Annotated in this window: 10 protein-coding genes and 1 riboswitch; of the genes, 4 read left to right on the top strand and 6 right to left on the bottom strand. The window is 72.7% G+C overall.

Annotated features, from left to right (window positions below):
* Positions 1 to 101 precede the first annotated feature (101 nt).
* The 4 genes from ACTWP8_RS06435 (at position 102) to ACTWP8_RS06420 (ending at position 5,641) form a co-directional block, all read left to right on the top strand.
* Complete coding sequence (locus ACTWP8_RS06435; RefSeq protein WP_443321151.1) at positions 102 to 1,583, top strand: sodium:solute symporter; 1,482 nt, start codon at positions 102 to 104, stop codon at positions 1,581 to 1,583.
* A gap of 252 nt (positions 1,584 to 1,835) precedes the next feature.
* Complete coding sequence (locus ACTWP8_RS06430) at positions 1,836 to 3,467, top strand: thiamine pyrophosphate-binding protein (RefSeq protein ID WP_443321150.1); 1,632 nt, start codon at positions 1,836 to 1,838, stop codon at positions 3,465 to 3,467.
* Positions 3,468 to 3,719: 252 nt separating this feature from the next.
* The gene (locus ACTWP8_RS06425) at positions 3,720 to 4,448 is read left to right on the top strand and encodes an ABC transporter ATP-binding protein (RefSeq protein ID WP_443317975.1); all 729 of its coding nucleotides are present in this window, start codon (positions 3,720 to 3,722) and stop codon (positions 4,446 to 4,448) included.
* Positions 4,430 to 5,641: a hypothetical protein gene (locus ACTWP8_RS06420; protein WP_443321149.1), complete on the top strand. Its 1,212-nt coding sequence runs from the start codon at positions 4,430 to 4,432 to the stop codon at positions 5,639 to 5,641. Before ACTWP8_RS06425 ends, ACTWP8_RS06420 begins: the two co-directional genes overlap by 19 nt.
* Positions 5,642 to 5,707: 66 nt before the next feature.
* Here the strand turns inward: ACTWP8_RS06420 and ACTWP8_RS06415 are convergent, their stop codons facing one another.
* From ACTWP8_RS06415 to frr, 6 genes are all read right to left on the bottom strand, one after another.
* The gene (locus ACTWP8_RS06415; protein ID WP_443321148.1) at positions 5,708 to 6,727 is read right to left on the bottom strand and encodes an ABC transporter ATP-binding protein; all 1,020 of its coding nucleotides are present in this window, start codon (positions 6,725 to 6,727) and stop codon (positions 5,708 to 5,710) included.
* Complete coding sequence (locus tag ACTWP8_RS06410; protein ID WP_443321212.1) at positions 6,728 to 8,341, bottom strand: ABC transporter permease; 1,614 nt, start codon at positions 8,339 to 8,341, stop codon at positions 6,728 to 6,730.
* Between the two features lie 71 nt (positions 8,342 to 8,412).
* Positions 8,413 to 9,489 (bottom strand): thiamine ABC transporter substrate-binding protein, encoded by a 1,077-nt coding sequence (locus tag ACTWP8_RS06405; protein WP_443321147.1) that lies wholly within the window; start codon positions 9,487 to 9,489, stop codon positions 8,413 to 8,415.
* Positions 9,485 to 9,594, bottom strand: a riboswitch (TPP riboswitch). It overlaps the preceding gene by 5 nt.
* A 43-nt stretch (positions 9,595 to 9,637) precedes the next feature.
* The gene (gene rlmN / locus ACTWP8_RS06400) at positions 9,638 to 10,807 is read right to left on the bottom strand and encodes a 23S rRNA (adenine(2503)-C(2))-methyltransferase RlmN (protein WP_443321146.1); all 1,170 of its coding nucleotides are present in this window, start codon (positions 10,805 to 10,807) and stop codon (positions 9,638 to 9,640) included.
* 123 nt (positions 10,808 to 10,930) lie between these two features.
* Positions 10,931 to 12,061, bottom strand: coding sequence for a phosphatidate cytidylyltransferase (locus ACTWP8_RS06395; protein ID WP_443321145.1), 1,131 nt, complete (start codon positions 12,059 to 12,061; stop codon positions 10,931 to 10,933).
* Positions 12,061 to 12,618 carry a ribosome recycling factor gene (gene frr / locus ACTWP8_RS06390; RefSeq protein ID WP_443321144.1) on the bottom strand — a complete coding sequence of 186 codons (558 nt, stop codon included), beginning with the start codon at positions 12,616 to 12,618 and terminating at the stop codon, positions 12,061 to 12,063. Before frr ends, ACTWP8_RS06395 begins: the two co-directional genes overlap by 1 nt.
* Positions 12,619 to 12,756: the final 138 nt, after the last annotated feature.

The following is a 12,756-nucleotide window of genomic DNA, read 5'->3' as shown; positions in this document are numbered from 1 at the left end:
CACTTCTCGGCCACGTCGGCGACACCTAGGGTCACACCCCAGGAATCCCGCCTCCAGGAGTCCCCTCCCTGAAGGACCCCCGTCGCAACCGAGGAGAGCCCATGGCCGTCGACTACGCAGTGATCGTCGTCTATCTGGTGGGCATGCTCGCCATGGGCTGGTGGGGCATGCGCCGCGCCAAGTCCAAGAGCGACTTCCTGGTCGCCGGGCGCCGGCTGGGCCCGGCGATGTACTCGGGCACGATGGCCGCCATCGTCCTGGGCGGCGCCTCGACCATCGGCGGCGTCGGCCTCGGCTACCAGTACGGGCTCTCCGGCGCCTGGATGGTCGTCACCATCGGCCTCGGACTCCTCGCTCTGAGCATCTTCTTCTCGGCCCGCATCGCGCGGCTGAAGGTCTACACCGTCAGCCAGATGCTGGACCTGCGCTACGGCGGCTCCTCCGGACTCATCTCGGGCGTCGTGATGTGGGCGTACACGCTGATGCTCGCGGTCACCTCGACCATCGCCTACGCCACCATCTTCGACGTCATCTTCGGCCTCGACAGAGTCGTGGCGATCATCCTGGGCGGCACGATCGTGGTCGCGTACTCGACCCTCGGCGGCATGTGGTCGATCACCCTCACCGACATGGTGCAGTTCGTGGTCAAGACGATCGGCGTGCTGCTGCTCCTGCTGCCGATCGCGGTGGTCAAGGCGGGCGGCTTCTCGCAGATGGCCGACGAGCTGCCGGGCGGCTACTTCTCGCCGATGAGCATCGGCGGGCAGACCGTCTTCACGTACGTCCTGATCTACTCCTTCGGCATGCTCATCGGGCAGGACATCTGGCAGCGGGTGTTCACCGCCCGCAGCGACAAGGTCGCCAAGCTGGGCGGCACCGCCGCGGGCGTCTACTGCCTGGCGTACGCGGTGGCGGGCGCGGTCATCGGCACCGCGGCCAAGGTCCTCTACCCGAAGCTGGGCAGCCCCGACGACGCGTTCGCGACGGTGGTGCGGGACGCGCTGCCGATCGGCGTGAAGGGCCTGGTGCTGGCGGCGGCCCTGTCGGCGGTCATGTCGACCTCCTCGGGCGCGCTGATCGCCTGCGCGACCGTCGCCAACAACGACATCTGGTCGCGGCTGCGCGGCAAGGTGACGCCGGGCGGCGGCGAGGGGTCGCATGACGAGGTGAAGGGCAACCGCGTCTTCATCCTGATCATGGGCGCAGCGGTGATCTGTATCGCGATCGCCCTCAACAACGTCGTCGAGGCGCTGACCGTCGCGTACAACCTGCTCGTCGGCGGCCTGCTCGTGCCGATCCTCGGCGGGCTGCTGTGGAAGCGCGGTACGGCCACGGGCGCGCTCGCCTCGGTCGGCGTGGGCGGCGTGACGGTCGTCGCGCTCATGGCCTGGAAGGGCATCCTCGCCAACGAGCCCGTCTACTACGGTCTGCTGGCCTCGCTCGCGGCCTACGTGGTGGTCAGCCTCGCCACGAAGCCGACGGACGCGGCGGTCCTCGCCGCCTGGCGCGCCCGCCTCGCGGGCGAGTCACCCGCCGAGGCCCCGGCGGCACAGGCCGCCGCCCCGGCCACGGCCGGGGCATGAATCCCCGCGTGCGGCGCCCGCTCCCCCCCGTACGGGCGCCGCACGCGGCCTCCCCTGCCACGCCGGCGCGTGCCCCCGCCGCCCGGCCCCGGCAGGGACCAGCCCCCGCCGCCGCGGGGGCGATGGCGCGCGGCGCCCGCTCTCCCCGTGCGGGCGCCGCCGCGCGGGCGCCCCGGCCACCGGCTCTGTGCGCCGCGCCCGCGGGTGGGCGGACCCGCACCCGCACGACGTACACCAACAGGAGGACCCCCCATGAGCACAGCGCAGCGAAACGGCGGCGACCTCGTCGTCGAGTCCCTCGCCGCGCTCGGCGCGAGCACCGTCTTCGGCCTGCCGGGGCAGCACGCGCTCGGCACCTTCGACGCGCTGCGCCGCTCCCCGCTCGAGTACGTCGGCCTGCGGGTGGAGAACAACGCGGGCTTCGCCGCCGACGCGTACGCCCGGGTCACCGGCCAGGTCGCGCCACTGCTCGTGTCGACCGGGCCCGGCGCGCTGATGACGCTCGCGGCGCTGCAGGAGGCGGCCGCCGCGTCCGCACCCGTGCTCGGCATCAGCAGCCAGGTGCCCACCGCAGGGCTCGGCGGCGGCCGCCACGGCTATCTGCACGAACTCACCGACCAGAAGGCGTCGTTCCGCGACGTCGTGAAGTCGGTGCACACGGTCCGTACGGCCTCGCAGATCCCCTCCGCCCTGGCCGCCGCCTGGGCGTCCGCGCTCGAGGCGCCGTGCGGCCCGGTCTGGCTGGAGATCCCGCAGGACGTCCTCCTCGCACCCACCTCCGTACCGCCCGTCGTCTCACTGTCCGCCCAGCCGCGCACCCTCGCGCCCCGCGCCGAGCTGATCGCGGAGGCCGTGGCACTCCTGGACGGCGCCGAGCGGCCGGTGATCCTCGCCGGCGGCGGGGTCGTACGCGCCGGGGCGCAGGCCGAACTGCGCGCGCTGGCCGAGAAGCTGGACGCGCCGGTCGCCACGACCTTCGGCGGCAAGGGCGCCTTCCCCTGGGAACACCGGCTCTCCGTGCAGTCCTGGCTCGAGGACCGGTACACCACCGACTTCCTCGAGGACGCCGACGTCCTGCTCGTCGTCGGCTCAGGGCTCGGCGAACTCTCCTCGAACTACCACACCTTCCGGCCGCGCGGCCGGGTCGTCCAGATCGAGGCGGACCTCGGTAAGCTGGAGTCCAACCACCCGGCCCTCGGCATCCACGCGGACGCCCGCCCGGCCCTCCACGCGCTCGCGGCACAGGTCGCACAGCGCCCCGAGGGCGACGCGGCCAAGTCCGCGACGGAGCTGCTGACCCGGGTGCGGGACCGTATCGCCGCCCAGGGCCTGGAGCTGGAGCAGCAGGTCCTCACCGCCGTACGCAGCGCGCTGCCGGACGGCTCCCCCAGCTTCTGGGACATGACGATCCTGGCCTACTGGGCCTGGTCCGCCTTCGACCCGCGCGCGGGCGCCATGCACACCGCCCAGGGCGCGGGCGGCCTCGGCTACGGCTTCCCCGCCGCGCTCGGCGCCGCGGCTGCGGACCGTACGACGCCGGTGCTGGCCGTCTCGGGCGACGGCGGCGCCATGTACTCGATCGCCGAGCTGGCCACGGCCCGGCAGTACGGCCTCCCGGTCACCTGGCTGATCGTCGACGACGGCGGCTACGGCATCCTCCGCGAGTACATGACCGACGCGTTCGGCGAGGCCACCGCGACCGAGCTGGCCCGGCCCGACTTCGTCGCGCTCGCCGAGTCCTTCGGGGTGCCCGCCGTCCGCACCGCGCCTGAGCGGCTGGGCGACGACCTGGCGGCCGCGCTCGCGGCCCCCGGCCCCTCGGTCGTCGTCCTCCCTGCCCTGCTGCGGATGTTCGCCCCGACCCACCTCGCGGACCCGGCCTGATACGCCGCACCGGGCGCGCGCCCGCCCGGTCCGCCTGCTCCCCGACCCGGCAGCGTTCGGCCGGATGGGGTGAACACGATCGGTTCATATGAGCCCTTTCGGAGGAACCTGGGCCGACCCGGGCCGTTCGAGGCCCCTCCCACGCGCCCGAGTCCCTACGGTGCCAAGTGACCGATTGGGCTCATGTCCGTTCACCCGGCCGGCGGACCGGCCAGGGCAGCGGACTGTCGCAGTTAAGCCGAGGTGTTCGCCATGGAGGCCCCGCCGGACAACGACGTGCTCTGGGCACGTTCACTGCACTATTCGCACGGCGGGACCCCCGCACTCGCCGGTGTCTCCGTCGGCGTCCGGGAGGGCGAGATCCTCGCCGTCACCGGGCCCCGCGGCAGCGGCAAGACGACTCTGCTGCAGTGCCTGGCAGGGCAGTTGACGCCGCAGAGCGGCGAGGTCTGGTTCAACAGCGCCCCGGTGCACACGCTCGGCCCCATGGGCCGCGAGCGGCTGCGCCGGGACCGCTTCGGCTGGATCGACACCGAGCCGCAACTGGTGCCCGAGCTGACCGGCTGGGAGAACGCGGCCCTTCCGCTGCTGCTGCGCGGCACCCCGCACCGGACCGCGAAGACGGCCGCCCTGGACTGGCTCGAGCGGCTCGACGTCGGCGACTGCGCCCGCAAGCGGCCCGGCGCGATGCTCCAGGCGCAGCGGCAGCGCATCGCGATCGCGCGGGCGCTCACCTCCGAGCCGTCGGTGCTCTTCGCCGACGACCCCTCGGCGCCGCTGCACCGGGCCGACCGCGCGCACGTACTGCGCACCCTGACCACGGCGGCGCGCTCGCACGGCATCACCGTCGTCCTCGCCACGCACGAGGAAGAGGTGGCCGCGCTCGCGGACCGTACGATCGCACTGCTGGACGGCCGCCGTGTCGGCAGCATCCCGACCCCGGACAAGGAGGGCAGGGCCGAGTGCTCGCTCTCCGTCTAGCCCGCGGCACCCATCCCCTCGTTCTGCTGCGCCGGTTCATGGTCGCGATGGCCTCCGCCGGTGTCGGCTTCCTGCTCCTGTGCACGCTCGGCCACGCGCTCGGGCACCCGGAGCAGGCGTCCGGTTCGGCCGCGCGGCTCCTGTGGTGCGTCGTGCCACTCACCGCGGCGGTCCAACTCGCCGTCGCCGTCGCCCGTACGGACCCCGCGGCGCGCCCGCAGGCGGGCCTGTCCTCGGTCGGTCTCGGACCGGTGGGGCTGGCGCTGCTCGCGGCCGTGTCGACGGCCGTGTCCTGCACGCTGGGCAGCGTGTTCGCGCTCTTCGCGTTCCTCTGCCTGCGCGGCGACCTCGTCGGGGTGCCGTACTCCGCCGGGGTCGCGGACACGCTCGGCGCGGGTCAGCCGCTGCCCTACGCCGGAGTGCTGACGCTCCTCTTCGTGGTGCCGGTGCTGGCGGGCGCGGCCTCCGCCATCGCGCTGCGGCCGCGCAAGCAGAGGCCGGGCGCGGCGCCGGAGCCCCAGCAGCCCGCGGCAGCGGCCGGCGAACCCGATTCCGCCCGCACGACCGTCTCGACCGGCCTGCCCTGGGGCGTCGCGCTGACGGCGGCCGGGATCGCGCTCGGGTCGTACGCGGGCCGCGCCGCGCCGTCCTCCGCCGACGGTCTGCTGCCGCTGCCCGGCCGCCTCGACACGATCCCGCCGGGCGTCGTCGGCGGCTGGATGCTCATCGGGATCGGACTCGTCCTGGCCTCCCCGGGACTCACCCATCTGTGCGGCAGGCTGCTGGCGTCGGGGCGGCCGGGCGCGCTGCGGCTGCTGTCCGGCCGCGTCCTCCAGGAGGAGGCCACGCGGCTCGGCCGGCCGCTGGGAGTGCTCTGCGCGGTCGCCTCGGGCGCGCTCGCCGCGACGCAGCTCTACGGGACGGCGCTGGACTCGACGGGCGACCGCCCCTTCGGCCCGCTGACGGGGGTCGGCGCCGCGCTGGTGATGGCCTGCGCCACGGCGACGGTCCTCACGGTCGCCCTGGAGACCAAGGGCGCGCGCAGCGACACGACGGCGGCGCTGCTGCGGATCGGCGCCTCGCCTGCGCTGCTGCGCCGCGCGGCGGCCCTGCGCGGCGCGGTGATCGTGGCCGTCCTGGCCCCCATTTCCTGGGCGGTAGCCGAACTGGCCGCCCTCCCCCTCTCCCACTGACCGCCGGTTGTGGGCACTCGTTCCGCCCCAGCGGAACGGCTGCCCACAACCGGCGTCAGGTGACGGTTACAGCACCACGACATCTTCCGCGGCGAAGGTCGCTCCAACGGTCTCCCCCGGCTCCGGCGCATCCCGCAAAGCGCACGCGGCCTCCAGCCGCGGCCCCTTCTCCGGCTGGAGGAGAAGCGCAACGTGATTGCCCCGGAACGTGCGGCCCGCCACCGCGCACGGCAGGCCGTCCGTCGCCGCGGTGAGCCGCACCCCCGCCGGCCGTACGAGCAGCCGGCACGCGCCGTCGCCGGTCCCGGCCGGCACCGGGAGCTTGCCCCACGGCGTCTCCGCCGCCCCACCGCGCACCGTCGCCCGTACCACGTTGTCGAACCCGAGAAAGCGCGCCACGAACTCCGAAGCGGGCCGCTGCCACACCTCCAGCGGCGTCCCGGTCTGCTCGATCCGGCCCTCCCGCATCACCACCACCCGGTCGCCCAGCGCGAAAGCCTCCCCCTGGTCGTGGGTGACGGCCAGCACCGTCGTCCCCAGCCGGCCGAACAGCTCGCGCAGCTCGACCACAAGACGTTCCCGCAGACTCCGGTCGAGCTGCCCCAGCGGCTCATCGAGCATCAGCAGCTTCGGCTCGGGCGCGAGCGCCCGCGCCAGCGCGACCCGCTGCTGCTCGCCGCCCGACAGCGCGGTGACCGCCCGCCGCTGCGCCCCCGGCAGGCCGACCAGATCCAGCAACTCCGCGACCGTACGCCGCTGTTCGGCCCGCCCCACCCCGTGCATCCGCAGCCCGAAGGCCACGTTGCCGCCGACGTCCCGCTGCGGGAAGAGCTGATGGTCCTGGAACATCAGCCCCACCCCGCGCCGGTGCGCGGGCACGCCGCCCACGTCACGGCCCGCCAGCAGCACCCGCCCCGCGTCCGCCCGCTGCAGCCCGGCGACGACCCTCAGCAAGGTGGACTTGCCGCTGCCGCTCGGCCCGAGCACACAGACCGTCTCGTGCTCGGCGACCTCCAGGTCCACCGAGTCGAGCGCCGCGCGCCCGCCGAAGCGTACGGTCACCCCGTCCAGTCGCAGCAGAGGCATCTAGAACTCTCCAGAACGGTCGGTGCGGATGCGCTCGAGCGCCAGCAGGGCGGCCGCACACACCAGCATCAGAATCGTGCTCAGCGCCATCGCCTGCCCGTAGTTGAGCTCCCCCGCCCGCCCCAGGAAGCGGGCCACGGCCACCGGCAGCGTCGGGTTGTCGGGCCGCGCGATGAAGACGGTCGCGCCGAACTCGCCGAGCGAGACGGCGAACGCGAAGCCCGCCGCCACCAGCAGCGCCCGCCGTACGAGCGGCAGGTCCACCTCGCGCCAGGCGCGCAGCGGCGAGGCGCCGAGCACCGCGGCCGCCTCGCGCAGCCGCTCGTCCACCGCTCGCAGCACCGGCAGCATGGTCCGTACGACGAACGGAACCCCCACCAACGCCTGGGCCAGAGGCACCAGAAGCCAGGAGGACCGCAGGTCGAGCGGCGGCTCGTCCAGGGTGATCAGAAAGCCGAAGCCGACGGTGACGGCGGACGTCCCGAGCGGCAGCATCAGCAGCGCGTCGAAACCGCGGACCAGCTTTCCCGCGCGGCGGGTCAGCGCGGCGGCCGCGAGTCCGCCGATCACCAGCGCGATCGCCGTCGCCACCACTGCGTACCGCAGCGAGTTCCAGACCGCCTCCAGCGGGGCCACGACGAAGGTGCCGCCGCTCTCGGCCGCCGACTGCAGCGCCCGGTAGAAGGCGAACCCGTACCCGCCGGGCCCGGCGAGCGAGCGCTCCACCAGCACGCCCAGGGGCAGCAGGATCAGCAGCGCGACGACCGCCAGCACGCCCGCCAGCAGCGCCCACTGGCCGGGCCCCCGCGGTCGGCGGGCGGTCGAACGGGCGTCGACCAGACTCAGGGCGGTCTCCCGGCGCCGCACCGTCCACGCGTGCAGCGCGAGGATGGCGGCGACCGCGGCGAACTGTACGAGGGTGAGGACGGCTGCGGTCGGCAGGTCCAGCAGCTGCGCGGTCTGCCGGTAGATCTCGACCTCCAGCGTCGCGTAGCGCGGTCCGCCGAGGATCTGCACGGCGCCGAAGGAGGTGAAGGTGAAGAGGAAGACCATCAGCGCGGCGGCGGCCACGGAGGGCGCGAGCGCGGGCAGCGTCACCCTGCGCCAGGCCGCGAACCGGCTCGCGCCGAGCACCCGCGCCGCCTCCTCCTGGCCCGGGTCGAGCTGCGCCCAGAGCCCGCCGACCGTACGGACCACCACCGCGTAGTTGAAGAAGACATGCGCGAGCAGGATCGCCCAGATCGTGGTGTCGAGCCGGAAGCCCCACAGCTCGGCCAGCATTCCGCCGCGCCCGAGCAGCGCGAGGAAGGCCGAGCCGACGACGACGGTCGGCAGGACGAAGGGGACGACCACGACCGCCCGCAGCAACTCCTTGCCGGGGAAGGCGAAGCGCGCGAAGACGTACGCGGCAGGCAGCGCGATGACGAGGGTCAGCGCGGTCGAGGCGGCCGCCTGCCAGAGGGTGAACCACAGGACGCGCAGGACGTCCGGGTCGGACAGCACCTCGGCGGCCCGGCTGGGCTGCCACTCCCCGCCTGCCCGGACGCCCCGGCCCACGATCGCGGCGACCGGGTAGCCGAAGAAGACGCCGAAGAAGGCCAGGGGCACGGCCATGAGGGCGAGCCGCACCGCCGTGTCCCTGCCCCTGGCTGCGCGGGGCCGGGCTCGGGCCGCCTTGGCGGTACTTACCTCAGGACCAGCGAGGACCACTGTTCGACCCACTGCTCACGGTTCTGCGCGATCTTCTCCGGCGCGAGCGTGGCCGGATCGTCGATCGTCTCCCCGTACTTGGTGAACACCTCGGGCAACTCGGCGTCCTGGCGCACCGGGTTGACGAACATCTGGAGCGGCACGTCCTCCTGGAAGCTCTTGCTCAGCAGGAAGTCCAGCAGCTTCTTGCCGCCCTCCTCGTTCTTCGCGCCGTTCAGCAGCCCGGCGAACTCGATCTGCCGGAAGCAGGTGCCGGTCGCGACACCGGTCGGGGCCTCCTTCGGCTGGGACTTCAGCTCGAGGACGCCGGCGGGCGGGCTGGAGGCGTACGAGACCACGAGCGGCTTGTCGCCCTTGCCCGCGCCGGAGAACCGGTCGTAGTAGGCCTGCTCCCAGCCGTCGACGACCTCGACGCCGTTGGCCTTCAGCTTCTTCCAGTAGTCCTGCCACCCGTCGTCGCCGTGCTCGGCGGCGGTGCCCAGCAGGAACCCGAGACCGGGCGAGGAAGTGGCGGCGTTCTCGGTGACCAGCAGGTTCTTGTACCGGGGCTTGATCAGGTCGTCGAAGGTCCGCGGCGGGGCGAGCTTCTTGTCCGCGAAGTACTTCCGGTCGTAATTGACGCAGATGTCGCCGGAGTCGACGGGGGTGACGCGATGCTCGTCCTTGTCGAGCTGGAGCGCCTCCGGGACCTTGTCGAGGTCCTTCGCCTCGTACGGCGTGAACAGCCCGGCGTCGAGGGCGCGGGACAGCAGGGTGTTGTCGACGCCGAAGAAGACGTCGCCCTGCGGGTTGTCCTTGGACAGGACGGCCTGGTTCACGGCCGCGCCTGCGTCGCCCCCGCGCAGCACCTCGACCTTGAAGCCGGTCTCCTTGGTGAACTCCCGCAGCACGGCCTTCGAAGCCGCGAAGGAGTCGTGCGAGACGAGGGTGACCGTCTTCGGCTTCGAGCCCTGGGCTCCGGAGTCGCCGGAGCCGCCGCACGCGGCCAGCGCCGGGACGCCGAGCACGCCGAGAAGCGCGGTGCCGACGGCACGCCGAAGGGTGGTGTTCATAGTTACGTTGACTCCCTACGCCGGTATTACCCGGATCAGGTCCGAGGGTCTGCGGCGTCGCGGTGCCGCACTCTCAGCGCTCTGTGCGCTCCCCTGTCGGAGTGTTCATTTGTACGAATGCACGGTATCAGTGCCCGGAATCGGCGCGTCAGCGCTCGCTCGCCGCCAGCTGACCGCAGGCTCCGTCGATCTCCTGCCCCCGGGTGTCCCGTACGGTCACGGGTACGCCATGAGCCTCGAGGGCGGCGACGAACGCCTTCTCGTCCTCGGGGCGGGAGGCCGTCCACTTGGAGCCGGGGGTCGGGTTGAGCGGGATGAGGTTGACGTGCACCCGGTGGCCCTTGAGGAGCCGGCCGAGCAGGTCGGCCCGCCACGCCTGGTCGTTGATGTCCCTGATCAGCGCGTACTCGATGGAGATCCGGCGGCCGGACTTCTCCGCGTACTCCCAGGCCGCGTCGAGCACTTCGCGTACTTTCCAGCGGGTGTTGACCGGGACCAGGGTGTCGCGCAGCTCGTCGTCCGGCGCGTGCAGGGACACCGCGAGCCGGCACTTGAAGCCCTCGTCGGCGAAGCGGAGCATCGCGGGGACGAGGCCGACGGTGGAGACGGTGATCCCGCGCTGGGAGAGGCCGAGGCCGTCGGGCTCGGGGTCGGTGAGGCGGCGGATGGCGCCGACGACCCGGTTGTAGTTGGCGAGCGGCTCGCCCATGCCCATGAAGACGATGTTGGACAGCCGCGCGGGCCCGCCCGGGCTGCGTTTTCCTTCGGGGGACACTGCGGCCGGCTGCGGCTGCGCCGCGGGCCCAGACCCCCCGAATTCGCCGTCCCTGAGTGCCCGCATCCCGTCGACGATCTGGTGCACGATCTCAGCGGTCGACAGGTTGCGGTCGAGGCCCGCCTGTCCCGTGGCGCAGAACGGGCAGTTCATGCCGCAGCCCGCCTGCGAGGAGACGCACATGGTGACCCGGTCCGGGTAGCGCATCAGGACGGACTCCACGAGCGTGCCGTCGAAGAGCCGCCAGAGGGTCTTGCGGGTGGTGTCGTCGTCGCAGGAGATGTGCCGCACCACGGACATCAGGTCCGGCAGCAGCCCCGCCGCCAGCTTCTCGCGCGCCGCGGCGGGAATGTCGGTCCAGGCCACCGGGTCGTCGGCGTACCGGGCGAAGTAGTGACGCGACACCTGACCGGCGCGAAACGGCTTCTCACCGAGCGCGGCCACGGCCTCACGGCGCTCGGCGGGGGTGAGATCGGCAAGGTGCCGCGGGGGCTTCTTGGCCCCGCGCGGCGCGACGAAAGTGAGTTCTCCGGGTGCAGGCATGGTTCAACCAGTGTCGCAGACGCGCGAAGGGCCCCGTGCCAGTGAGACGGCGAGGACCCTACGGACCGAAACCGCCGTTGAGGAACCCCCACGGCGGCGGCGGTTCAGCGCCACAGAGCCGCGTCAGCCGCCGCCCACGAAGATCACCAGCAGCAGCCACACCACCGGCGCCGTCGGCAGCAGCGAGTCGAGCCGGTCCATGATCCCGCCGTGGCCCGGCAGCAGTCTGCCCATGTCCTTGATCCCGAGGTCCCGCTTGATCATGGACTCGCCGAGGTCGCCGAGGGTCGCGCTGGCCGCGACCGCGAGGCCGAGCAGCAGACCCTGCCACCATCTGCCGCCGTCGATCAGGAACTCCATGCACAGCGCGCCCGCAGCCATAGCGAAGGCCACCGCACCGACCAGCCCCTCGCGGGTCTTGCCGGGGCTGATGCGCGGCGCGAGCTTGTGCCTGCCGAACCGCCAGCCGATGGCGTACGCGCCGGTGTCGCTGACGACCGTGAGCAGGAGGAAGGTGAGCACCCGCCAGGCGCCGTCCTCCGCGGCGAGCATCAGCGCCACGAAGGTGGCCAGGAACGGCACGTAGAAGGCCGCGAAGACCCCGGCCGTGACGTCTCTCAGGTAGTCCTCGGGAGGCTCCGCCATGCGCCATACGAGCGCGGCGAGCGCCGTGAGGGCCATGGTCACGAACGCGCCTTCCGCGCCGCGCAGATACCCGGCGACGACCATGGCGGCGCCGCCGACCGCGAGCGGCACCAGCGGGATGCGGATGTACTTCTTCTCCGACAGCCGGGAGGACAGCTCCCACAGCCCGACGACCACCGCCGCGGCGATCACCCCGACGAAGACGGCCTTCACGATGAAGAGCGACGCGATGATCACCACGCCGAGGCCGAGGCCGACCCCTATCGCGGCCCGCAGATCGCGCCCGGCCCGCTTCTTCTGCGGCGGTGTCGGCGGTTGCGACGGCTGAGACGGGGAGCCGCTGTGCCGAGCGGCCCCCCGGTCACGGTCGTCCTGGTTTCCGCCGGAGCCGGGCACGGTGGGCATGGGCCGAGTCTGCTGCGGGTCGGGCGTCCCGTGCGCGGGACCCGCCGAGGCAGACCCCTGGTCGGGCGGTCCCCAGAAGCCGGTGGGCGGCGGGACCGGCCCCCGGCCGCCCCGGGCTCCGCCGGGGGCGCCCCCATCGGCATGGGGAACCGGGCCCCCACCCGCCGGAGGCATGGGCCGGGCCCTCCAGGAAGAGTCGTTCATCAGACCTCGAGCAGCTCGGCTTCCTTGTGCTTGAGCAGCTCGTCCACCTGCGACACGTACTTCGCCGTGGTGTCGTCGAGCTCCTTCTCGGCGCGGCGCCCCTCGTCCTCGCCGACCTCGCCGTCCTTGATGAACTTGTCGATGGTCTCCTTGGCCTTGCGGCGGACGCTGCGGATCGAGATCTTCGCGTCCTCCCCCTTGCTCTTGGCGACCTTGATGTACTCGCGGCGGCGCTCCTCGGTCAGCTCCGGGAACGTCACGCGGATGATGTTGCCGTCGTTCGTCGGGTTGACTCCCAGGTCGGAGTCGCGGATCGCCTGCTCGATGTTGCGCAGCGCACTCTTGTCGAACGGTGTCACGACCGCCATGCGCGGCTCGGGCACCGAGAACGACGCCAGCTGGTTGATCGGCGTCAGCGCACCGTAGTAGTCCGCCACGATCTTGTTGAACATCGCCGGGTGCGCACGCCCGGTGCGAATCGCGGCGAAGTCCTCCTTGGCGACCACGACGGCCTTCTCCATCTTCTCCTCGGCTTCGAGGAGGGTCTCTTCGATCACCACTTGCTCCTGGTCTTGTGAGTGAGCACAGCCTCGCCCCTGCGCGCTTCTCCTGCACGGTGTCCGACCGGCAGGCCGTTGTCCATCCCCGTGCCGGGCTGTTCGTACGGCCCGGAGTTGCCGGGTCTCCCCGGCCGT

The organism is Streptomyces sp. 7N604, from assembly GCF_052245475.1.
Classification (GTDB): Bacteria; Actinomycetota; Actinomycetes; order Streptomycetales; family Streptomycetaceae; genus Streptomyces.
Note: the sequence above shows the minus strand (reverse complement) of the source record. Positions and strands in the feature narration are given on the sequence as shown.